This window comes from Streptomyces sp. NPDC091279 (genome assembly GCF_044757465.1).
GTDB lineage: Bacteria > Actinomycetota > Actinomycetes > Streptomycetales > Streptomycetaceae > Streptomyces.
Genome location: NZ_JBIVVA010000002.1, coordinates 617,812 through 638,677 on the forward strand (window position 1 = coordinate 617,812; position 20,866 = coordinate 638,677).

General features: G+C 72.1%; 22 protein-coding genes. 16 read left to right on the forward strand and 6 right to left on the reverse strand.

Features of this window, described 5'->3' with window-relative positions; genetic code table 11:
- The first annotated feature begins 68 nt into the window (after positions 1–68).
- From ACIQOU_RS06270 to ACIQOU_RS06280, 3 genes are read left to right on the forward strand one after another with little or no spacing between them, the layout of a single operon-like run.
- A complete protein-coding gene (locus ACIQOU_RS06270; protein ID WP_401534330.1) occupies positions 69–878 on the forward strand; it encodes an alpha/beta fold hydrolase in 810 nt (269 codons plus the stop codon).
- On the forward strand, positions 875–2,119 hold the full coding sequence (locus tag ACIQOU_RS06275; protein ID WP_401534332.1) for a PP2C family protein-serine/threonine phosphatase: 1,245 nt from the start codon (positions 875–877) through the stop codon (positions 2,117–2,119). Before ACIQOU_RS06270 ends, ACIQOU_RS06275 begins: the two co-directional genes overlap by 4 nt.
- Positions 2,116–2,463: an STAS domain-containing protein gene (locus ACIQOU_RS06280; protein ID WP_401534333.1), complete on the forward strand. Its 348-nt coding sequence runs from the start codon at positions 2,116–2,118 to the stop codon at positions 2,461–2,463. Before ACIQOU_RS06275 ends, ACIQOU_RS06280 begins: the two co-directional genes overlap by 4 nt.
- Here ACIQOU_RS06280 and ACIQOU_RS06285 read toward each other — a convergent pair.
- A complete protein-coding gene (locus ACIQOU_RS06285) occupies positions 2,460–4,541 on the reverse strand; it encodes a SpoIIE family protein phosphatase (protein WP_401534335.1) in 2,082 nt (693 codons plus the stop codon). The two genes, ACIQOU_RS06280 and ACIQOU_RS06285, sit on opposite strands and share 4 nt — an antisense overlap.
- Positions 4,542–4,733: 192 nt before the next feature.
- Between ACIQOU_RS06285 and ACIQOU_RS06290 the strand changes: the two genes are divergently transcribed.
- Complete coding sequence (locus ACIQOU_RS06290; RefSeq protein WP_401534336.1) at positions 4,734–5,642, forward strand: HipA family kinase; 909 nt, start codon at positions 4,734–4,736, stop codon at positions 5,640–5,642.
- Positions 5,639–5,938: a SelT/SelW/SelH family protein gene (locus tag ACIQOU_RS06295; RefSeq protein ID WP_401534337.1), complete on the forward strand. Its 300-nt coding sequence runs from the start codon at positions 5,639–5,641 to the stop codon at positions 5,936–5,938. The genes ACIQOU_RS06290 and ACIQOU_RS06295 overlap by 4 nt, the downstream gene beginning before the upstream one ends.
- Before the next feature lie 7 nt (positions 5,939–5,945).
- Here the strand turns inward: ACIQOU_RS06295 and aceB are convergent, their stop codons facing one another.
- Both aceB and ACIQOU_RS06305 read right to left on the reverse strand, forming a co-directional pair.
- Positions 5,946–7,568: a malate synthase A gene (gene aceB, locus ACIQOU_RS06300; protein ID WP_401534338.1), complete on the reverse strand. Its 1,623-nt coding sequence runs from the start codon at positions 7,566–7,568 to the stop codon at positions 5,946–5,948.
- A gap of 199 nt (positions 7,569–7,767) precedes the next feature.
- A complete protein-coding gene (locus tag ACIQOU_RS06305; protein ID WP_401534339.1) occupies positions 7,768–8,367 on the reverse strand; it encodes an NTP transferase domain-containing protein in 600 nt (199 codons plus the stop codon).
- Between the two features lie 200 nt (positions 8,368–8,567).
- Between ACIQOU_RS06305 and ACIQOU_RS06310 the strand changes: the two genes are divergently transcribed.
- Positions 8,568–8,852: a DUF5955 family protein gene (locus ACIQOU_RS06310; RefSeq protein WP_401534341.1), complete on the forward strand. Its 285-nt coding sequence runs from the start codon at positions 8,568–8,570 to the stop codon at positions 8,850–8,852.
- A gap of 110 nt (positions 8,853–8,962) precedes the next feature.
- Here the strand turns inward: ACIQOU_RS06310 and ACIQOU_RS06315 are convergent, their stop codons facing one another.
- Positions 8,963–9,757 (reverse strand): IclR family transcriptional regulator, encoded by a 795-nt coding sequence (locus tag ACIQOU_RS06315; RefSeq protein ID WP_401534342.1) that lies wholly within the window; start codon positions 9,755–9,757, stop codon positions 8,963–8,965.
- Between the two features lie 272 nt (positions 9,758–10,029).
- Between ACIQOU_RS06315 and allB the strand changes: the two genes are divergently transcribed.
- From allB to ACIQOU_RS06345, 6 genes are all read left to right on the forward strand, one after another.
- On the forward strand, positions 10,030–11,367 hold the full coding sequence (allB, locus tag ACIQOU_RS06320) for an allantoinase AllB (RefSeq protein WP_401534343.1): 1,338 nt from the start codon (positions 10,030–10,032) through the stop codon (positions 11,365–11,367).
- A 63-nt stretch (positions 11,368–11,430) separates the two neighbouring features.
- Positions 11,431–12,546 carry an allantoicase gene (gene alc, locus ACIQOU_RS06325; protein ID WP_401534346.1) on the forward strand — a complete coding sequence of 372 codons (1,116 nt, stop codon included), beginning with the start codon at positions 11,431–11,433 and terminating at the stop codon, positions 12,544–12,546.
- A gap of 202 nt (positions 12,547–12,748) precedes the next feature.
- Positions 12,749–13,360, forward strand: coding sequence for a dihydrofolate reductase family protein (locus ACIQOU_RS06330; protein ID WP_401534348.1), 612 nt, complete (start codon positions 12,749–12,751; stop codon positions 13,358–13,360).
- A 117-nt stretch (positions 13,361–13,477) separates the two neighbouring features.
- Positions 13,478–13,873 (forward strand): ribonuclease domain-containing protein, encoded by a 396-nt coding sequence (locus tag ACIQOU_RS06335; RefSeq protein WP_401534350.1) that lies wholly within the window; start codon positions 13,478–13,480, stop codon positions 13,871–13,873.
- 441 nt (positions 13,874–14,314) lie between these two features.
- Positions 14,315–14,452, forward strand: a complete 138-nt coding sequence (locus tag ACIQOU_RS06340) for a hypothetical protein (RefSeq protein ID WP_401534352.1) — start codon at positions 14,315–14,317, stop codon at positions 14,450–14,452.
- Positions 14,449–14,769 (forward strand): hypothetical protein, encoded by a 321-nt coding sequence (locus tag ACIQOU_RS06345; RefSeq protein WP_401534354.1) that lies wholly within the window; start codon positions 14,449–14,451, stop codon positions 14,767–14,769. Before ACIQOU_RS06340 ends, ACIQOU_RS06345 begins: the two co-directional genes overlap by 4 nt.
- Positions 14,770–14,791: 22 nt before the next feature.
- Here the strand turns inward: ACIQOU_RS06345 and ACIQOU_RS06350 are convergent, their stop codons facing one another.
- Positions 14,792–14,992, reverse strand: coding sequence for a hypothetical protein (locus tag ACIQOU_RS06350; RefSeq protein ID WP_401534355.1), 201 nt, complete (start codon positions 14,990–14,992; stop codon positions 14,792–14,794).
- 178 nt (positions 14,993–15,170) lie between these two features.
- Here ACIQOU_RS06350 and ACIQOU_RS06355 point away from each other — a divergent pair, with 178 nt between their 5' ends.
- From ACIQOU_RS06355 to ACIQOU_RS06365, 3 genes are all read left to right on the forward strand, one after another.
- Positions 15,171–16,421, forward strand: coding sequence for a sensor histidine kinase (locus tag ACIQOU_RS06355; protein ID WP_401534356.1), 1,251 nt, complete (start codon positions 15,171–15,173; stop codon positions 16,419–16,421).
- 327 nt (positions 16,422–16,748) lie between these two features.
- Complete coding sequence (locus ACIQOU_RS06360; RefSeq protein ID WP_401534358.1) at positions 16,749–17,429, forward strand: response regulator; 681 nt, start codon at positions 16,749–16,751, stop codon at positions 17,427–17,429.
- Positions 17,430–17,525: 96 nt separating this feature from the next.
- Positions 17,526–18,707, forward strand: a complete 1,182-nt coding sequence (locus tag ACIQOU_RS06365; protein ID WP_401534359.1) for a cytochrome P450 — start codon at positions 17,526–17,528, stop codon at positions 18,705–18,707.
- Positions 18,708–18,888: 181 nt separating this feature from the next.
- On the opposite strand, the gene ACIQOU_RS06370 is transcribed toward ACIQOU_RS06365, so the two are convergent.
- Entirely contained in the window at positions 18,889–19,911 is a 1,023-nt protein-coding gene (locus ACIQOU_RS06370; RefSeq protein ID WP_401534361.1) for a Gfo/Idh/MocA family oxidoreductase, read from the reverse strand.
- Positions 19,912–20,040: 129 nt separating this feature from the next.
- Here ACIQOU_RS06370 and ACIQOU_RS06375 point away from each other — a divergent pair, with 129 nt between their 5' ends.
- Positions 20,041–20,778 carry a GntR family transcriptional regulator gene (locus ACIQOU_RS06375; protein ID WP_401534685.1) on the forward strand — a complete coding sequence of 246 codons (738 nt, stop codon included), beginning with the start codon at positions 20,041–20,043 and terminating at the stop codon, positions 20,776–20,778.
- Positions 20,779–20,866 lie beyond the last annotated feature (88 nt).

Below are 20,866 nucleotides of genomic sequence, written 5' to 3' on the forward strand. Positions count from 1 at the left end.
GCACACCCACGGTGACCAGGCACATCGACCCGGCGGACCGGGAGAGGCGGTCTGCGAGGATGGGCCGCATGGATGTGCGCGGCAGAAATCATGTGACGGTGTCCGGCCGCGCCGGAGGGCCGGTGGTGATGCTGGCGCACGGCTTCGGCTGCGACCAGAACATGTGGCGCCGGGTGCTGCCCCGGCTGGAACGCGACTTCACCGTGGTCCTCTTCGACCATGTGGGAGCCGGCCGCTCCGACCTGTCCGCGTGGAGCCGCGCGCGCTACTCCACGCTGGACGGCTACACCGACGACGTCCTGGAGATCTGCCGTGAACTGGCGCTCGGCCCCGTCACGTTCGTCGGGCACTCGGTGAGCGCCTCGATGGGCGTACTGGCCGCCGCGCGCGAGCCCGAGGCGTTCACCTCCCTGGTGCTGCTCACCCCCTCGCCCTGCTTCATCGACGACCCGGCGACCGGCTACCGCGGCGGATTCAGCGCCGAGGACATCGACGAACTCCTCGGCTCCCTGGACGCCAACTATCTGGGCTGGTCGGGCGCGATGGCCCCGGTCATCATGGGCAACCCCGAACGCCCCGAGCTGGGCGAGGAGTTGGCCAACAGCTTCTGCCGCACCGACCCCGACATCGCCCGTGTCTTCGCCCGCGTGACGTTCCTGTCCGACCACCGCGCCGACCTCGCCGGTGTCACCGTGCCCACCCTGGTCGCCCAGTGCTCCCACGACGCGATCGCGCCCCCGGAGGTCGGCGAGTTCGTGCGCTCCCAGATCCGCGGCAGCCGCCTGATCACCCTGAACGCGACCGGCCACTGCCCCCAGCTGGCCGCCCCCGAGGAGACCGCCGCCGCGATCGCCGACTTCGTACCGGCCGCCCCGTGACGCACCGGATCGACGACGACGATCAGACGGCGCTCTCCGCGCTCCTGGAGGACAGCGCCGAGGACCTCTACGAACACGCGCCGTGCGGCTACCTCTCCACCCTCCTCGACGGCACGATCGCGAAGATCAACACCACCCTCCTCGACTGGCTCGGGCACGCCCGGGACGACCTGATCGGCCAGAAGACCTTCGCCGACCTGCTGACCGTCGGCGGCCGCATCTACCACGAGACCCACTACGCCCCGCTGCTGCGCATGCAGGGCGAGGTCAGCGGCATCGCCCTGGAGCTGAAGACCGCCGACGGCGCCCGGCTGCCCGTTTTGGTCACCTCCACCGTCAAGTCCGACGCCGACGGCCGCCCGCTGCTGATCCGCACCACCCTCTTCGACGCCCGCGACCGCCGCGCCTACGAGACCGAACTGCTGCGCGCCCGCCAGGAAGCGGAACGCGAACGCGAGGAACTCAAACGCCTCAACGCCACCCTCCAGCAGACCCTGCTGCCCCCGGCCCTGGTGAACGTGCCAGGGCTCGACGTCGCCGCGCACTACCACATCGCCTCCGTCGACCAGGTCGGCGGCGACTTCTACGACCTCTTCCCGCTCGCCGACGGCACCTGGGGCCTGTTCCTCGGCGACGTCTGCGGCAAGGGCGCCGCCGCCGCGGCCGTCACCTCCCTGGCCCGCTACACGCTGCGCGCCGCCGCCGTCTACGACCCCGACCCGGCCGCCGTTCTGCACAACCTCAACACCGTCCTCAACCACGAGTACAACGGGCACGACCCGCGCTTCTGCACCGTCGTGTTCGGCCTGCTCACCCCCGACGCCGACCACGGCGGCTTCCGCATCACGCTGGCCAGCGGCGGCCATCCACCGGCGCTGCTGCTGCGCGCCGACGGCGGCGTCGCCCCTCTGCCCACCCCCGGCGGACAGCTCATCGGCGCCCTGCCCGACGTCCAGATCGCCACCACCAGCCTCCACCTGGAGGCCGGTGACACCCTGCTCCTGCACACCGACGGCCTCACCGAGGCCCACACGGCACAGAACGGCACGATCCGCGACGGCGGCCGCTACGGCGACGAGGCCCTCCTCGACTTCGCCCGGGCCCTCGCCCCCACCACCGCCTCCGGCGCCATCGCCGCGATCCGCGACCTGCTCGACACCCTCGGCGTGGGCGTCGACGACGACACCGCCGTCCTCGCCATCAACGTGCCCCGACCCGCCAGCGAAGGGCACCAGCCGTGAGCCACCTCGCCGTCCACACCAGGACCGCCCCCGCCGGGCCCGTCGTCGAACTGACCGGCGAACTCGACCACGCCAGCTTCTCCCAGGTCCGTGACCTGCTGCCCCGGCTCACCCTCCCGGCAGGGCGCCGCCTCGTCATCGACCTGACCGGCGTCACCTTCTGCGACTCCAGCGGCATCACCGCCCTGATCGCCGCCCGCAACCACGCCCTGGCCGCCGAGGCGGACATCGCCCTGGCCGGCGTTCCCGACCACATCGGGCGCATCTTCCGGATCGTCGGGCTGGACCAGGTCTTCCCGATGTACCCGACGGCCCAGGCGGCCGACACGGCCTGGACACCCTAGACGGCGGGCGGCAGGGACTGTTCGGCCCAGATGGTCTTGCCGGTCGGGGTGTGCCGGGTGCCCCAGCTGCTGGAGAGCTGCGCGACCAGGAGGAGCCCGCGGCCACCCTCGTCGAAGATCCGGGCCCGGCGCAGATGCGGCGAGGTCGAGTTGCCGTCGGACACCTCGCAGATGAGGGCGCGGTCGTGGATCAGACGGAGCTGGATCGGCTCGGCGCCGTAGCGGATGGCGTTGGTGACCAGTTCACTGACGACGAGTTCGGTGATGAAACCGGCCTCCTCAAGACCCCACTCCGCCAGCTGGTCCGTGGCCAGGCGGCGGGCCTCGGCGACGACGGCGACATCGGCGGGCAGGTCCCAGACCCGGACCTGACCGGAGCCCAGGGCCCGGGTACGCGCCAGCACCAGGGCGACATCGTCCCGGGGATGCTCGGGCAGCAGGGCGGACAGCACCTGGTCGCACCGGTCCTCCAGGGAGGCGGAGCCGGAGTCGGCCAGGGTCCGGTGCAGCAGCGCCGTGCCGACGTCCGGGTCCGGGTCGCGCGACTCGATCAACCCGTCGGTGAACAGGGCCAGGAGGGTCCCCTCGGGCAGTTCGACCTCCGTGCTCTCGAACGGCAGCCCGCCCACCCCGAGCACCGGACCGACCCGCACCTTCGGGCTGCGCGTCGTCCCGTCGGGCAGCAGCAGCACGGGCAGCGGATGCCCGGCACTGGCCACGGTCAGCTTGCACGACACCGGGTCGTAGACGGCGTACAGGCAGGTCGCCCCCGTCTCACCGGCGTCGGGACGGCCCCCCATCTCGGCGTCGCCGCCGAGCCGCAGCACCAGGTCGTCGAGGTGGGCGAGGAGTTCGTCGGGCGGCAGATCGACATCGGCCAGCGTCTGCACGGCCGTCCGCAGCCGGCCCATCGCGGCGGACGCCCGGATGCCGTGGCCGACCACATCGCCGACGATGAGCCCGACCCGCGCCCCGGACAGCTGGAGGATGTCGAACCAGTCACCGCCGACCCCGGCCCGCGAATCCGTCGGCAGATAACGGCAGGCGACGTCCACGGCCGACTGCGGGGTCGGCCCGCGCGGCAGCAGGCTCTCCTGGAGGGCGAGCGCCGTGGTGCGCTCGCGGGTGTAGCGGCGGGCGTTGTCGATGCACAGCGCCGCCCGCCCGGCCAGCTCCCTGGCCAGCGCGAAGTCGTCCTGGTTGAAGGCGTCGGGCCGGGTGCGCACCAGCATGGCCACCCCGAGCGTGGTGGAACGGGCGATCAACGGCACCGCCAGCACCGACGCCGTCAGGTGGTGCCCGTGGAGCTGCTCGGCCCGCGCCGGGGCCGCCGCCAGCCACCGGTCGAAGTCGGCCTCCCCGCCCCTGCCGAGCACCGGCAGCCCGGACCGCAGCGCCTGGGCAGGCGGCGAGTACGGCGGGTACATGTCGGTGGCGCCCAGCGGGATGACGCCCTCGGGGGCGGCGGGGTCCGCGGAGACGTACGCGAGCCGACGCAGCGTGAGGGTGCCGTCCGGGCCCGCGTGCGGCGGCTCGTCCCCGTGCATCACCGCTTCGAGCAGATCCACGCTGGCGAAATCGGCGAACCTGGGCACGACCAGCTCGGCGAGTTCCCTGGCCGTGCGGTCGAGATCGAGGCTGGTGCCGATCGAGACCGCGGCCTCGTCGAGGATGGCGAGGCGCTGCCGGGCCCAGTGCTGCTCACTGCTGTCGAACCCGGCCATCCCGACCGCGCGCACCTCGCCGGACGCGTCCCTGATCGGCCACAGCTCCAGGTTCCACGCGTGCTCCCGGATGCCGGACGGTGCCCGGTTGTATGCCTCGTAGTGGGTGGGTTTGCCCGTCGCGGCCACCTCGCGCAGCGCCTCCAGGGTGCCCAGCTGGTTGACGTCCGGCGGCACACCGAACGGGAAGACCTGGCCGCGCAGGGTCTCCTCGTCGGCCCCCATCACCTGGCCGGCCTCGTCGTTGAGCCGGACGTAGCGCTGGGCGGTGTCGAAGACCGACAGCGAGAACGACGCCTGGCGGAACGCCTGGTCCACCAGCGTGCGGTCCTCGTCCGGGGACGTGGGCTCCATGCGCTCCAGTGTCCTACCGCCCCTGGGCCCCAACAACCGATGGCGTCCATTGGTGAGCGCCCACCGGCGCCCCGGGACACCGGCCCCCGAACACCCGGCGCCCGCTGTCACGCCTGGTGACTATGCTCTTTTCGTGCCGGGCGCCGAAAGCGAAGGGTGCCGTCACCGACGAACCGCAGGGGAGGCAGGGACATGTTGAGAGAGGTCACCGCGACCCGCTACGTCGAGCCCCTCCACTCCGGCGGCTCCGTGCCCGGCGTCTTCGAGGCCGACGACCTGGGCACCTACGTCGTCAAGTTCACCGGCTCCGCGCAGGGCCGCAGGGCGCTGGTCGCCGAGGTCATCGTGGGCGAGCTGGCCCGCGCCCTCGGGCTGCGCTTCCCCGAACTGGTGCTGGTCCACTTCGACCCCGCCGTCGCCGACGAGGAACCGCACCAGGAGGTCCGCGAGCTGCACGCGGCCAGCGCCGGTCTCAACCTCGGGATGGACCTGCTGCCGGGTGCCCGGGACTTCACCCCGGAGGTCGCCGGGGAGTTCCGGGTGGACCCGCTGGAGGCCGGGCGGATCGTGTGGCTCGACGCGTTCACCGCCAACGTCGACCGGACCGTCCACAGCTCCAACCTGATGATCTGGCCGACCTTCGGGACCGTCCCGGCGCGCCTGTGGCTCATCGACCACGGGGCCGCCCTGGTCTTCCACCACCGCTGGGACACCGCCGCGCCGGAGCGGGCCTACGACCTCCGCCACCACGCCCTCGGCCACTACGGCCCCGACGTCCGCGCCGCCGACGCCGATCTCGCGCCCCGGGTCACCGAGGAACTGCTGCGCGGGATCGTCGCCCAGGTCCCCGACGCCTGGCTGGCCGACGACTTCGCGAGCCCCGACGCGGCCCGGCGCGCGTACGTCGGCCATCTGCACGCACGAGTGGCGGCCTCCGGGGCCTGGCTGCCCACCGGCTTCCCCACCCGGGAGGAACGCGCCGCCGAGGAGGCCCTCCGGACGGCGCGCACGGAACAGGGCCGGCCGAAGTGGCTCAAGCGGGTCCCCGACCTGCACGGCGCACCGGCGGTCGAACACGACGGGACGGTACATCTGGCATGACGGACGGACAGACGGACGTGCTGAAGGACCCGCACCGGGTCGAGATCGAGTACTGCACCCAGTGCCGCTGGCTGCCCCGCGCCGCCTGGCTGGCGCAGGAACTCCTGACGACCTTCGAGAACGAGTTGACGGAGCTGTCGCTGCGCCCCGGCACCGGCGGGGTGTTCGTGGTCCGGGTCGACGACGAGGTCGTCTGGGACCGCCGCGAGCAGGGCTTCCCGGAGCCGACGGCCGTCAAGCGCGCCGTCCGCGACCGAGTGGCCCCGGACAAGTCCCTGGGCCACTCGGAGAAGTGACGAGGCGTCAGCCCGCGAGCCGCTCGTAGGCGGGCAGCGTCAGGAAGTCCGCGTAGTCGTCGTCGAGGGCGACCTGGAGCAGCAGGTCGTGGGCCTGCTGCCAGTGGCCGGCCGCGAAGGCCTCGGCGCCGATCTCCTCGCGGATGGCGGCCAGTTCGGCGGCGGCGACCTCACGGGCCAGCTCCGGAGTCGCCTTCTTGCCGTTCTCGAACTCGACGCCTGCGTTGATCCACTGCCAGATCTGGGAGCGGGAGATCTCGGCGGTGGCCGCGTCCTCCATGAGGTTGAAGATGGCGACCGCGCCGAGCCCGCGCAGCCACGCCTCGATGTAACGGACGCCCACCTGAACGGCGTTGACCAGGCCGTCGTAGGTCGGGCTCGCCTTGAGGGAGTCGACGGCGATGAGGTCGGCGGCCTCGACATGGACATCCTCGCGCAGCCGGTCCTTCTGGTTCGGCTTCTCGCCGAGCACCGCGTCGAAGGAGGCCATGGCGATCGGGACCAGGTCCGGGTGGGCCACCCACGACCCGTCGAAACCGTCCCCGGCCTCACGGTCCTTGTCCGCCTTGACCTTCTCGAACGCGACCTTGTTGACCTCCTCGTCACGCCGGGACGGGATGAAGGCCGCCATGCCGCCGATGGCGTGCGCGCCGCGCTTGTGGCAGGTACGGACGAGGAGTTCGGTGTACGCGCGCATGAACGGGGCGGTCATCGTCACCGCGTTGCGGTCCGGGAGGACGAACTTGGTCCCGCCGTCACGGAAGTTCTTCACGATGGAGAACAGGTAGTCCCAGCGGCCCGCGTTCAACCCCGAGGCGTGGTCGCGGAGTTCGTAGAGGATCTCCTCCATCTCGTACGCGGCCGTGATGGTCTCGATGAGGACGGTGGCCCGCACCGAGCCCTGCGGGACGCCGACATGGTCCTGCGCGAACACGAACACGTCGTTCCAGAGGCGGGCCTCCAGGTGCGATTCCGTCTTCGGGAGATAGAAGTACGGTCCCTTGCCGAGATCCAGCAGGCGCCGCGCGTTGTGGAAGAAGTAGAGCCCGAAGTCGACCAGGGCGCCCGGCACTTGCTCGCCGTCGACCAGGAGGTGACGCTCGTTCAGATGCCAGCCGCGCGGCCGCATCACGACGGTCGCCAGCTCGGCGTCGTCCTTCAGGGCGTACGACTTGCCCGAGACGGGGTCGGTGAAGTCGATGGCGCGGGTGTAGGCGTCGATCAGGTTGACCTGGCCCAGGATGACGTTCTCCCAGGTCGGCGCAGAGGCGTCCTCGAAGTCCGCGAGCCACACCCGGGCGCCGGAGTTGAGGGCGTTGATGGTCATCTTGCGGTCGGTGGGGCCGGTGATCTCCACCCGGCGGTCGTTCAGGGCCGCCGGGGACGGGGCCACCCGCCAGGAGTCGTCGGCGCGGATCGCGGCGGTCTCGGGCAGGAAGTCGAGCGTGGAGGTGCGGGCGATCTCGGCGCGGCGCTCCGCCCGGCGGGCGAGGAGTTCGGCGCGCCGGGGCGTGAACCTCCGGTGCAGCTCCGCCACGAAGGCGAGGGCCGCGTCCGTGAGGACCTCCTCCTGCCGGGGGAGGGGCTCGGCGTCGACGACGGCCGGCGAGGACGGCGCTGGTGCGGACATGATGCGTCACTTCCTTCAGCGTGCGTGGCATCGGGTGCCAACCGGCCCGAGCAGGGCCCCGGGCACCCCGGGGAGGGTCAGGGCGCTTCTGAACAGTGGATACTAGTTTCCTTATCGTGGAAGTTCAATGCTTTGTTGAGGTCGAGACCCTCCGGATCGAGCCAACGCCGGGAAAGGGTGGCGCTCGGTGCCGCCCCGCTCACTCCAGGTGCCCCAGATCGTCCGGCGTATCGATGTCGTAGGGCCGGGCGACATCGCCGCACTCGACGAGCGTGATCGCGTCCTGGTGCGCCTTCAGGTAGGCGCGGGCCCCGCGGTCGCCGGTCGCCGACGCCGCGACCCCGGCCCAGTGCGCCGCCCCGAACAGCACCGGATGCCCCCGCACCCCGTCGTACGCGGCCGACACCAGCGACGTGTCCCCGCCGCACGCCTCCCGCACCCGCTCGACGGCCGCCGCCCCGATGCCCGGCTGGTCGACCAGCGCGACCAGCACCGCCCGCACCCCGGTCCCGGCCAGCGAATCGAGCCCGGCCCGCAGCGACGAACCCATCCCCTCGGCCCACCCCGGGTTGTCCACCACCACGCATCCGGCCAGATCCGCCCGCTCCCGAACGGCGTCGGCGCGCGCCCCCAGCACCACATGGACCCGAGTGCAGCCGCCCGCCCGCAGCACCCCGACCGCGTGCTCCACGAGCGGCCTGCCCCGATGGGTCAGCAGCGCCTTGGGGTGCCCGCCCAGGCGCCGCCCACCGCCCGCGGCGAGCAGCAGGCCGGCCACCGGGACCTCGTTCTCCGTCATGGGTCCTGCATACCTGAACTCCGGGCGTGCGCCCGGTTTCTGGGGACTTGTTTTCGGTCGGCATGGTGGCGCGGGCGGCGCCGGGTGGCGTTTACTGACCCGCGTCTCCCGGTGCCCGGAGCGTGCTCCGGGGAGCAGGGGAGGCGTACACCGGCGTGCGCGGGGGGAGAATCGTGTTGCGCAGCGTGGGGCAGAGGCCCATGGCAGGCGGCGAGGACGTCCGGGTGACGGGACTGCGGAGCGCGGTGTCCCGGCTGAGCCGTGAACTCGCCGCGCATCCCGCCGAGTTCCCCGACCGCGGCATCGCCGAGGAGGAACTCGCCACCCTCGCCGCGATGGCCCGCGACGGCATCCCGGAGATCTTCCGGCTGCGCCGCTGTCTGCTGCTGATCGCCAGCGCCCTCGGCTCGGTGAGCGCCCTGGCGGGCGGTCTCGCGGCGGTACGGGCGGCCGTCGACCTCTTCGGTGAGCCACCGCGCCGGTAAGTGCCGCGAACTGTCCGGCCGTTGAGGGGCTGAGGCGGTGAACACGGGCCCCTGCGGCCCGTGTTGCTGTCCCGTCACCCGAACTCCCCGCCGGGGCCGGGCTGTTGGCCCTAGGCCGGGTTCTGGGCGGCGAGGGCCTGGGACAGCTCCCCGGCGACCTGCTGGAGCACTGGGACGATCCGCTGCGTCGCCGTCTCCGTGACGCGGCCCGCCGGTCCCGAGATGGAGATCGCGGCGGCCGTGGGGGAGTCGGGCACCGAGACCGCGAGGCAACGGACGCCGATCTCCTGTTCGTTGTCGTCGACCGCGTACCCGAGGCGCCGCACGTCCGCCAGCGCCGTGAGGAAACCGTCGGCCGTGGTGATCGTCTTCTCCGTCGCGGCCGGCATGCCGGTCCGGGCCAGCAGGGCCCGCACCTCGTCGTCGGGGACCTCGGCGAGCAGCGCCTTGCCGACGCCCGTGGAGTGCGGCAGGACACGCCGGCCGACCTCGGTGAACATCCGCATCGAGTGCTTCGACGGCACCTGGGCGACGTAGACGATCTCGTCGCCGTCGAGCAGGGCCATGTTCGCGGTCTCGCCGGTCTCCTCGACCAGGCGGGCGAGGTAGGGGCGGGCCCAGGTGCCGAGCAGCCGGGAGGCGGACTCGCCCAGGCGGATCAGGCGGGGGCCGAGCGCATACCGCCTGTTGGTCTGCTGGCGGACATAACCGCAGGCCACGAGGGTGCGCATCAGGCGGTGGATGGTGGGCAGCGGCAGGCCGCTGCTCGCGGACAGCTCGCTGAGGCCGACCTCGCCGCCCGCGTCGGCCATCCGTTCCAGCAGGTCGAAGGCGCGCTCTAGGGACTGGACCCCACCGGAGGCGGACCTCGCGGGGTCGGTGGTGCTGGCGCTGGACGTCGGCACGGCGCGTTCCTTTCGGGCTGGCAGGAAGGTCAGAAGCCTACCTGGCAGTCGGTTGACTCCCCGGCTGTACCTCGTTAAGTTCTGCGGGCCGGAAGCCTAATTTCGCTTTGTGGAAACGTCCAGAGTGTGGACGCTGTTCCCCCTGGCGAGAAGTGTGCCCCTTGACGACGTGGGGGCGGGAGTGAAGACTCCTTCAACAGAACGTTGAATTCCGTTACATATAGGTAAATCCCGTTTCCGGGACGTAACGCGACGGTTAGGGAGGGGCCTGGGTGTCCGACGTTGAACTGGTGATCCGCTCGACCCGAGTCATCACCCCCGAGGGGACCCGCGCCGCCACGGTCGCGGTCGCCGACGGCACGATCACCGCCGTACTGCCCCACGACGCCCCCGTCCCGCCGGGCGCCCGCCTGGAGGACGTCGGTGACCACGCCCTGCTGCCCGGCCTGGTCGACACCCATGTGCACGTCAACGACCCCGGGCGCAGCGAGTGGGAGGGCTTCTGGACCGCCACGCGCGCGGCGGCGGCCGGCGGCATCACCACCCTCGTCGACATGCCGCTCAACTCCCTCCCGCCGACCACCACGGTCGACCACCTCCGCGTCAAGCAGGAGGTCGCCGCCGCCAAGGCCCACGTCGACGTCGGCTTCTGGGGCGGCGCCCTGCCCGACAACCTCAAGGAACTGCGCCCGCTGCACGAGGCCGGCGTGCACGGCTTCAAGGCGTTCCTCTCCCCGTCCGGCGTCGACGAGTTCCCGCACCTCGACGAGGAGCACCTCGGCTGGTCGCTGGCCGAGACGGCGTCGTTCGACGGCCTGCTCATCGTGCACGCCGAGGACCCGCACCACCTGGAACGGGCCCCGCAGCGCGGCGGCCCCCGCTACGCCGACTTCCTGGCCTCCCGGCCGCGCGGCGCCGAGGACACGGCGATCGCCCGGCTGGTGACGCAGGCGAAACGTCTCGGCGCGCGCGTGCACATACTGCATCTGTCCTCCAGCGACGCGCTGCCGCTGATCGCCGCCGCCAAGGCCGAGGGCGTCCGCCTCACCGTCGAGACCTGCCCGCACTACCTCACCCTCACCGCCGAGGAAGTCCCGGACGGGGCAAGCGAGTTCAAGTGCTGCCCGCCCATCCGCGAGGCCGCCAACCAGGACCTCCTGTGGCAGGCGCTGGCCGACGGCACCATCGACTGTGTCGTCACCGACCACTCGCCCTCCACCGCCGACCTCAAGACCCCGGACTTCGCCACCGCCTGGGGCGGCATATCCGGCCTCCAGCTCAGCCTCGCCGCGGTCTGGACGGAGGCCCGCCGCCGCGGCCACGGTCTGGAGGACGTCGTGCGCTGGATGTCCGCGAAGACCTCCGAACTGGCCGGGCTGCACCGCAAGGGCGCCATAGCGCCAGGACGCGACGCCGACTTCGCGGTGCTCGCGCCGGACGAGACGTTCACCGTCGACCCGGCCGCCCTCCAGCACCGCAACCGCGTCACGGCGTACGCGGGCAAGACCCTGCACGGTGTCGTCAAGTCGACCTGGCTGCGCGGCCAACGCATCGTCGCGGACGGCGAGTTCACCGAGCCGAAGGGCCGCCTGCTGACCCGCACCCCCTGAACCCGGCGCCCCGCGCCCGGCCGCACCGCAGCGGCCGATCCCCGAAAGGAACCCCTGATCATCGTGACGGCGATCCCCCGTTTCACCGGCGACGCGAACCCCTACGGAGGCGGCGACCCGTACGCGGACTACCGCACGGCCGCCTTCCCCTTCACCTCGTACGCCGACCTCGCGGGCCGTCAGCTCGGCGCCGGGGTCATCGCCGCGAACGACGAGTTCTTCGCCGAGCGCGAGAACCTGCTGATCCCGGGGCGGGCCGAGTTCGACCCCGAGCGCTTCGGGCACAAGGGCAAGATCATGGACGGCTGGGAGACCCGCCGCCGCCGCGGTGGCTCCGACGGCCACCCCTGGCCCACCGCCGACGACCACGACTGGGCGCTGGTCCGGCTCGGGGCGCCCGGCGTGATCCGCGGGATCGTCGTCGACACGGCCCACTTCCGCGGCAACTACCCGCAGGCCGTCTCCGTCGAGGGCGCCTCCGTGCCGGGCTCGCCGTCCCCCGCCGAGCTGCTCGGCGCCGACGTCAAGTGGACCACCCTGGTCCCGCGCACCCAGGTCGGCGGACACGCGGCGAACGGTTTCGCCGTCGCCGTCGAGCAACGGTTCACCCACCTCCGCGTCAACCAGCACCCCGACGGCGGCATCGCCCGCCTGCGTGTCCACGGCGAGGTCGTGCCCGACCCCGGCTGGCTCGGGGCGCTCGGCACCTTCGACGTCGTCGCGCTGGAGAACGGCGGCCGGGTCGAGGACGCCTCCGACCTGTTCTACTCCCCGGCCACCAACACCATCCAGCCCGGCCGCTCCCGCCAGATGGACGACGGCTGGGAGACCCGCCGCCGCCGCGACCAGGGCAATGACTGGATCAGCTATCGGCTGGCCGCGCAGGCCCAGATCCGCGCCGTCGAGATCGACACCGCGTACCTGAAGGGCAACAGCGCGGGGTGGGCGTCGGTGTCGGTGAAGGACGGCGAGGAAGGGGCCTGGCGGGAGATCCTGCCGCGCACCCGCCTCCAGCCCGACACCGACCACCGCTTCGTCCTGCCGACCCCGGTGGTGGGCACGCACGCGCGCGTGGACATCTATCCCGACGGCGGCATCTCCCGCCTGCGCCTGCACGGCTCCCTGACCGAGACCGGAACGGCGGAGCTGACGGCCCGCCACCAGGAACTGGGCGGCTAGGGCCCGCGTCTGCGACGTGATCAGCCGGACAGGCCCAGGGGGCGGCCCTGTCCGGTGGTCTGGCCTGTCCGGAATTTCCGGTGGGCGATGAATTGCGGGGACGGTCGGGGTCTGCACTCATGACGACAGAACTCATGAGGTCTGTAGCCATGACGACAGACCTCATGACCGCAGACCCCGCACCCGAAAGCAGGCACCTCTCATGGGCAGCCTCGTCTCCACCCTCTTCCTCACCCTCGACGGCGTCTACCAGGGGCCGGGCGGCCCCGACGAGGACCGCAGGGACGGCTTCGACCAGGGCGGCTGGAGCCACCCGTACGCCGACGAGGACTCCGGACGTTTCCTGGCCGACGTCTTCGGGAACGTCGGCGCGTTCCTCCTCGGGCGCCGCACCTACGACATCTTCGCCGCGTTCTGGCCCCGGGTGACCGACCCGGCGGACCCGATCGCCGGGCGGCTGAACGGCGTCCCGAAATACGTCCCCTCCGCGACCCTCACCGACCCCGCGTGGGCCGGCACCACGGTCCTGCGAGGCGACCTCGCCCCCGAGGTCACGGCCCTCAAGGAGCGCACCGACGGCGAGGTGCAGGTGCACGGCAGCGGCGCGCTGGTCCGCTCGCTGCTCGACCTCGGCCTCGTCGACACCCTCCATCTGCTGACGATCCCCGTGCTCCTCGGCGCGGGCCGACGGCTGTTCGCGGAGGGCGCCGCCCCGACCCGGTTCCGGCACGTCCGGGGCCAGATCACTTCGACGGGCGTCTCCATCCAGACCTACGCCCGGGACGGCAGGCCGGTCTACGGCTCGTTCATGTGACAGCCACGTGGGGGCGGGCGGCGCAAAGTTAACTCCGGGAAAACTCATCCGACGTGACGGCAAAATCCCTCGCCTTGTCATTGACATGCCACTGTCTACGCGCGTCATCATGTGGCCATGAGATTCCCCCCACGCACCCACCGCATCGGCGCCGCCGCCGCGCTCCTGTCCGCCCTGCTCGTGGGCGGCACCGTCTCCGCCACCACGGCGGACGCCGCTGTCGCCTCCGTCGGCAGCATCTGCTACAGCGACCTGCCCTCCCAGGCGTACGACACCCTGGAGCTCATCGAGCAGGGCGGCCCGTACCCGTACTCCCAGGACGGCGTCGTCTTCCAGAACCGTGAGGGCGTGCTGCCCAGCCAGTCCACCGGGTACTACCACGAGTACACGGTCAAGACGCCGGGTTCGTCCACGCGTGGAGCGAAGCGCATCGTCACCGGTGAGCGGTCCAAGGAGGACTACTACACCGCGGACCACTACGTGACGTTCGACCTGGTCAACTACGGCTGCTGAGCAGTCGTCCAGAGCAGTCGCTGAGCGGTTGCCGGGTACCCCACTGCCCGGCACGAGGATCGGCGCGATCGGCGGAGGCCGGCCATGTGCACATGGCCGGCCTCCGGCGCGTCCGGCCACAGGGGCGAACGGGGTCCACCGGGCGGCGAGTTGGCGCCGCGGCCGTCCGACGGGACGGGCGAACGGCGGCCAGCCGAGGGTGGGTGAACGGCGGCCACGCGAGCGTGGGTGAACGGCGGTCACCCGGGGGTGGGTGAACGACGACGACCCTCGGGTGGGTAACGGCGGTGGGCCTCGGGTGGGTGACGGCGCTGGCCCGGAAGTCCACGTGCCGTCAGAAGCCTTTGCCGCAGGGGCAGTTGAACCCCTGGACCGGCATTCACCGTAGTGCCCCCGGTTCTACCGTCCGGCGAACTCACCGCTCACCCCTGGAGACGCGCCATGGCCCGCGACCGACTCGACCTCCCGTCCCGTGAAGTACTGCTCGCACGGCAGGAGTTGGTGCTCGCCCACTTCCACGACGAGGTCGTCCAGGACTGGGACGCCACCCCGGCGACCTTCACAGCGCCGACGCGGTGATCGTCGAGTTCTGGCTCCTGGGCACGCACCAGGGGCCGTTGAGGGCCATACCGGCGACGGGCGGCCGCTTCCGGGTCCGGATGACCGCCTCCTTCGTTTTCGACGAGGACGAGCAACTCATCTGCGAACGCGTCTACTTCGACCAGCTCACCATGCTCAGGCAACTGGTCTCCGCGCTGAACTGGAAGAACCCCGCGACCTGGCTGCGCGCGCTCAAGGCGTTGCGCGGAGTGGCGGCCCCGTCGAGCGAACCGGACCGCCGGCTGCTCGACACCTCGATGCCGGACGACCTGCGACGGGACCGGCCGGTGACCTGACGGCGCGAGGCGCGGCCCGCGTTCACTCCGGGCGACGGCTGTGCGCGGCGGCGAACAGCGCGACCGCCAGTGCCACCAGCGCCATGCTCACATAGACCCCGTGGCCGTCCAGGAACCCGAGTCTGTGGATCACGCCCACCCGCCAGTCGGTGAACTCGTGCACCAGGCCCAGCACGCCCTGCATCAGGGCGAGGAAACCGAGCAGTTCCAGCAGTCGCTTCATGACGCCACCCTCGCCCCACGGCCCCCGCACGCGCATCGTCCGTGGGGCGGGTCCCGGCCGCCGTAGGTCGGTGATCGAGGCCGCCGCCCGCGCCGAAAGTCCCCGACACCGCGACTTTGGTCGGTGATCTCGCGCGGGACGCGGTCGGCCGCCCCGCGCGCGCATAGATTTGTCGACCGTGAGTGGTGACAAGACGGCCCCCGCGCCGCAGACGTTCACGGAGCGCCGTTGGCTGCTCCCGTCGGCGGTGCTCCATGAACTCGACCCCGACACCGAGCCCGACCGACGCCGCCCACGACGCACCGCGCGGGACTGGGTCGTCGACTTCAGCGCCTTCCTGCTGGCCGTGCTCGTCGGCCTGGCCGGCGCGCACGACCTGGCCGGTGACACGAACCTCTCGCCGGGCTTCGTCGTCCTCGACCAGGTGGCGGGCGCCCTCGCCTGTGCCGCCGTCTGGGGGCGCCGCCGCTGGCCGGTCGGCCTCGCCGTCGCCATGATCCCCGTCGGGCTCGTCTCCAACACCGCGGGCGGCGCCGCCATGGTCGCCCTGTTCACCGTCGCCGTGCACCGCCCGTTCCGGTACGTGGCCTGGATCGGCGGCATCAACCTCGCGCTCATCCCGCTCTACTTCTGGCTGCGCCCCGACCCCCAGGTGCCCTACCTGGGCATCGTCGCCTTCACCGCGCTGCTCACCGGCACCGCCGTCGGCTGGGGCATGTTCGTGCGCTCCAAGCGCCAGCTCATGGTCAGCCTGCGCGACCGGGCCCGACGCGCCGAGACCGAGGCGGTGCTGCGTGCGGAACGGGCCCAGCGGCTGGCCCGTGAGTCCATCGCGCGCGAGATGCACGACGTCCTCGCCCACCGGCTGACCCTGCTCAGCGTGCACGCGGGCGCCCTGGAGTTCCGCCCGGACGCACCCCGCGCGGAGATCGTCCGGGCGGCCGGTGTCATCCGGGAGAGCGCCCACGAGGCCCTCCAGGACCTGCGGGAGATCATCGGCGTGCTGCGCGCGGCGGAGGGCGAGGAGGCGGGACGCCCGCAGCCGACGCTCGCCGCGCTGGACGCCCTGGTCGCGGAGTCCCGGGAGGCCGGCATGAAGGTCGTCCTCGACAGCCGCGTCACCGATCAGGAGACCGTGCCCGTCTCCGTCGGCCGCACCGCCTACCGCATCGCCCAGGAGGCGCTGACCAACGCCCGCAAGCACGCTCCCGGCGCCGAGGTGACCGTGACCCTCACCGGCGCCCCGGGCGACGGCCTCACGGTGACCGTCCGCAACCCCGCCCCCGAGGGCGAGGTGCCCCCCGTCCCCGGCTCCGGCCAGGGCCTCATCGGCCTCACCGAACGCGCCACCCTCGCCGGCGGCCACCTCGAACACGGCCCGCAACCGGACGGCGGCTTCCAAGTACGGGCGCGGCTGCCCTGGGGGTGAGGGATGAGATGAGCTGGGGGTGAGGGATGAGGGGACGGCTGGGCGGATGCGTGGGGTCGGACGGGGTCGGCGAGGTGCCGCCGGTTCGCAGGTCGGCGTGGGCGGGCGCGGTGCGGGCGGGCGGGTGCGGTGTTGTCGGACCGAGCCTCGGCAGGAGGGGCCGCCGGGGAAGACGGGAAAATCCCTCCTTCTTAAGAAGCGCCCATCAAGTCTCAAGGAGGCGCCCGTCAAGTGGCACTCCGCCGACCACGCGTCTCCCCGCGCGCGTGCCGATCCCGCACCCCGCCCCCGCACGTCGCCCGCCTCGGCCGTGATTACGTGAGGACCATGACTGCGATCAGACTGCTCCTCGTGGACGACGACCCACTGGTGCGGGCCGGACTCGCCCTGATGATGGGCGGCGCCGACGACATCGAGATCGTCGGCGAGGCGGCCGACGGCGCCGAGGTCGAGGCGCTCGTCGACCGCACCCGGCCCGACGTGGTCCTCATGGATCTGCGGATGCCGTCGGTCGACGGACTCACCGCCACCGAGCGCCTCCGCGCCCGCGAGAAGGCCCCCCAGGTCGTCGTCCTCACCACCTTCCACGCCGACGAACAGGTGCTGCGGGCCCTGCGGGCGGGCGCCGCCGGGTTCGTCCTCAAGGACACCCCGCCCGCCGAGATCGTCGACGCCGTGCGCCGGGTCGCCGCCGGTGACCCCGTCCTGTCGCCCGCCGTCACCCGCCGCCTGATGGCACACGCCGCGGGCAGCACCGCCGACACCCGTCGCGCACGCGCGCGTGCACGCGTCGGCGCCCTCAACGACCGTGAGCGCGAGGTCGCCGTGGCCGTCGGCAAGGGGCTGTCCAACGCCGAGATCGGCACCGGCCTGTTCCTGAGCGTCGCCACCGTCAAGACACACGTCTCCTGCATCCTGGCCAAGCTCGACCTCAACAACCGCGTCCAGATCGCGCTGCTGATGCACGACGCCGGACTCCTCGACGAACCCGGGGAGAACGGGAACTGACCACGAGGGGACGGACGTTGTCCCTGTGCGCGGTGAGGCACGGGGGTGTCCGACGGGGGCTCGCTCGGGGGGTCTCGCCGCCCGAAGGGGGAGCAGATGTCAGACACGATCGATCTGGGAGCGTACGGCGACGGGTTCCGTACCGATCCGCATCCGTACTACGCGCGGCTGCGTGAGAGCGGCCCGGTGCACCGGGTGCTGCTGCCCGCGCCGGAGGCGTACGAGACCTGGCTCGTGGTCGGGTACGAGGAGGCGCACGCGGCTCTGAACGACCCGCGGCTGTCCAAGGACGGCACGGCGATCGGCGTACGGTCCCTGGACGAGCAGCTCATCGGGAAGAACCTGCTGCTCACCGACCCGCCCCAGCACACGCGCCTGCGTGCGCTGGTGAGCAGAACCTTCACCGCACGCCGGGTGGAGCAACTCCGCCCGAGAATCCAGCAGATCACCGGCGAGCTGCTCGACGCGATGCTGCCGCTCGGGCGCGCCGACCTGGTCGAGTCGTTCGCCTACCCGCTGCCGCTCACCGTGATCTGCGAGCTGCTCGGCGTCCCCGACCTGGACCGCACCGAGTTCCACAAACTGACCCGCGAGGCGATCGCACCCTCCAGCGCCGAGAGCGCACTGGCCGCGATGCAGGAGCTGAGCACCTACTTCACCGACCTGATCGAGGACAAACGGAGCGCCGGGCCGTCCGGCGACCTGCTCGGCGACCTGATCCGCACCCGTACCGAGGACGGCGACCGGCTCTCCGCCGACGAACTGCGCGGGATGGCCTTCGTGCTGCTGCTCGCCGGACACGAGACGACGGTCAATCTGATCAGCGGCGCCGTCCACACCCTGCTCAGCCACCCGGACCAACTCGCCCTGCTGCGCGCCGACATGAGCCTGATCGACGGCGCGGTCGAGGAGACGCTGCGTTATGAGGGGCCGGTGGAGAGCGCGACGTTCCGGTACGCCGCCGAACCCCTGGAGATCGGCGGCACCCGCATCGACCGGGGCGAGGCGGTGATGATCGGCATCACCGCGGCCCACCGCTCGGCGTCCCGCTATCCGGAGCCGGACCGTTTCGACATCCGCCGCGACAACCGGGGGCACCTCGCCTTCGGCCACGGCATCCACTTCTGCCTGGGCGCCCCGCTGGCCCGCCTCGAAGCCCGCACGGCGATCCGGGCCCTCCTGGAACGCGCCCCGGACCTCCGCCCCGACGGCCCACCCGGCGACTGGCTCCCGGGCATGCTGATCCGCGGGGTACGAAGCCTGCCGGTGAGTTGGTGAGTTGGTGAGTTGGTGAGTTGGTGAGTTGGTGACTCGGTGGCGTTCGGGGGTGGCCCCCCGGACGCGGGTCACGCTTTCGGCTGGGCCGCTGGGGCAGCCGGGTGCGCCGTCGACGGCACGGGCGGAGGCGCCTGACCGTCGCTCGGCGAACCTCCGGCTCCTTCCTCAAGGAGCCGGCCGCTCAGCCGATCGCCCACTCCGCGCCGCCCGGCAGTTCCGCGAGGGGGACCGGGCGGCGGTCGCGGCGGGAGATCTCGCAGGCCTCGGCGATCCGCAGCGCCTGGAGCGCCTCGCGCCCGTCACAGGGGTTGGCGCGGCGGCCGAGCACCACCTCGACAAAGGCGCAGAGTTCGGCCTCGTAGGCGGGGCCGAAGCGTTCCAGGAAGGAGTGCCACGGCTTGTCCGCGGCCGGCGGTCCGGTCGGCTCGGTGGAGGCGATCGGCGTGCGGTCGTCCAGGCCGACGACGATCTGGTCCAGCTCGCCCGCCAGTTCCATGCGGACGTCGTATCCGGCGCCGTTGAGGCGGGTCGCGGTGGCGGTGGCGATGGTGCCGTCGTCGAGCCGCAGCAGCGCGGCGCCCGTGTCGACGTCACCGGCCTCGCGGAACATCGGGGGCCCGGCGTCGGAGCCGACGGCGTACACGTCGACGACCTCGCGCCCGGTCACCCAGCGCAGCACGTCGAAGTCGTGGATCAGCGTGTCCCGGTATAACCCGCCCGACAACGGCAGCCAGGACGCGGCGGGCGGTGCCTGGTCGCTGGTCAGCGCCCGCACGGTGTGCAGCCGGCCGAGGCGTCCGGAGCGCACCGCGTCCCGGGCGCCCCGGTACCCGGTGTCGAACCGGCGCTGGAAGCCCATCTGAAGGATCGTCCCGGCGGTCTCGACCTCGGCGATGGCCTGAAGCGTGCCCGGCAGGTCGAGGGCGATCGGCTTCTCGCAGAACACCGGCAGGCCGGAACGGGCCGCCCGGCCGATCAGTTCCGCGTGGGCGGCCGTCGCCGTGGTGATCACCACCGCGTCCACACCCCACCGGAAGATCTCGTCGACGCCCGGCGCCGCCGTCTCCCCGAGGCGGTGCGCCAGCTCCTGGGCCCGCGTCGCGTCCTGGTCCGTGAGGATCAGCGACCCGACCTCACGGTTCCGGCTGAGCGTGTTCGCATGAATGGTGCCGATGCGGCCCGTCCCGATGACCCCGATGCGCATGGAAACAAAGTGGGGGTCAGGACCGTACCCTGTCAATGCGTATGTCCGGACAATCGGACCGCACAACTTCCCGTCATCTGTTCACGGAGCTACGCTCGGCCCGTGCCGAAACCAGAAGTGGACCCGACCGTGTCGCTCGACCTCAGTGTGGACCGGAGCAGTCCGGTGCCGTTGTACTTCCAGCTCTCGCAGCAGCTGGAAGCGGCGATCGAACACGGAGCGCTCACCCCTGGCAGTCTGCTCGGCAACGAGATCGAACTGGCCGCCCGGCTCGGCCTGTCCCGGCCCACCGTCCGCCAGGCCATCCAGTCCCTGGTCGACAAGGGCCTCCTGGTCCGCCGCCGGGGCGTCGGCACCCAGGTCGTGCACAGCCAGGTCAAGCGCCCCCTGGAACTGAGCAGCCTCTACGACGACCTGGAGGCGGCCGGCCAGCGCCCCGCCACGAAGGTGCTGGTCAACACAGTCGTTCCGGCCACCGCCGAGATCGCCGCCGCCCTCGGGGTCGCCGAGGACAGCGAGGTGCACCGGGTGGAGCGGCTGCGGCTCGCGCACGGGGAGCCGATGGCGTACCTGTGCAACCACATCCCGCCCGGGCTGCTCGACCTGGACACCGCACAGCTGGAGGCCACCGGCCTGTACCGGATGATGCGGGGCGTCGGGATCACCCTGCACAGCGCCCGCCAGTCCATCGGGGCCCGCGCCGCGACCGCCGACGAGGCCGAGCGGCTCGCCGAACCCGAGGGCGCCCCGCTGCTCACCATGCAACGCGTCACCTTCGACGACACCGGCCGGGCCGTCGAGTTCGGCAGCCACACCTACCGGCCGTCGCGCTACTCCTTCGAGTTCCAACTGCTCGTCCGTCCCTGACCGCTCGTCCGTCCCTCACTGCTCTTCCGTCCCTGAGACTTCGGGTCGCCGCCGGGGGCTGGCCCGATCGTGGCGATGTGACCGGTTG

Bases quoted from the DNA above. Each gene is read 5' to 3' on its own strand.
- ACIQOU_RS06270 (WP_401534330.1), top strand. From the start codon at position 69: ATGGATGTGCGCGGCAGAAATCATGTGACGGTGTCCGGCCGCGCCGGA.
- ACIQOU_RS06285 (WP_401534335.1), bottom strand. From the start codon at position 4,541: ATGGAGCCCACGTCCCCGGACGAGGACCGCACGCTGGTGGACCAGGCG.
- ACIQOU_RS06290 (WP_401534336.1), top strand. From the start codon at position 4,734: ATGTTGAGAGAGGTCACCGCGACCCGCTACGTCGAGCCCCTCCACTCC.
- ACIQOU_RS06295 (WP_401534337.1), top strand. From the start codon at position 5,639: ATGACGGACGGACAGACGGACGTGCTGAAGGACCCGCACCGGGTCGAG.
- aceB (WP_401534338.1), bottom strand. From the start codon at position 7,568: ATGTCCGCACCAGCGCCGTCCTCGCCGGCCGTCGTCGACGCCGAGCCC.
- ACIQOU_RS06305 (WP_401534339.1), bottom strand. From the start codon at position 8,367: ATGACGGAGAACGAGGTCCCGGTGGCCGGCCTGCTGCTCGCCGCGGGC.
- ACIQOU_RS06310 (WP_401534341.1), top strand. From the start codon at position 8,568: ATGGCAGGCGGCGAGGACGTCCGGGTGACGGGACTGCGGAGCGCGGTG.
- ACIQOU_RS06330 (WP_401534348.1), top strand. From the start codon at position 12,749: ATGGGCAGCCTCGTCTCCACCCTCTTCCTCACCCTCGACGGCGTCTAC.
- ACIQOU_RS06335 (WP_401534350.1), top strand. From the start codon at position 13,478: ATGAGATTCCCCCCACGCACCCACCGCATCGGCGCCGCCGCCGCGCTC.
- ACIQOU_RS06340 (WP_401534352.1), top strand. From the start codon at position 14,315: ATGGCCCGCGACCGACTCGACCTCCCGTCCCGTGAAGTACTGCTCGCA.
- ACIQOU_RS06350 (WP_401534355.1), bottom strand. From the start codon at position 14,992: ATGAAGCGACTGCTGGAACTGCTCGGTTTCCTCGCCCTGATGCAGGGC.
- ACIQOU_RS06360 (WP_401534358.1), top strand. From the start codon at position 16,749: ATGACTGCGATCAGACTGCTCCTCGTGGACGACGACCCACTGGTGCGG.
- ACIQOU_RS06365 (WP_401534359.1), top strand. From the start codon at position 17,526: ATGTCAGACACGATCGATCTGGGAGCGTACGGCGACGGGTTCCGTACC.
- ACIQOU_RS06370 (WP_401534361.1), bottom strand. From the start codon at position 19,911: ATGCGCATCGGGGTCATCGGGACGGGCCGCATCGGCACCATTCATGCG.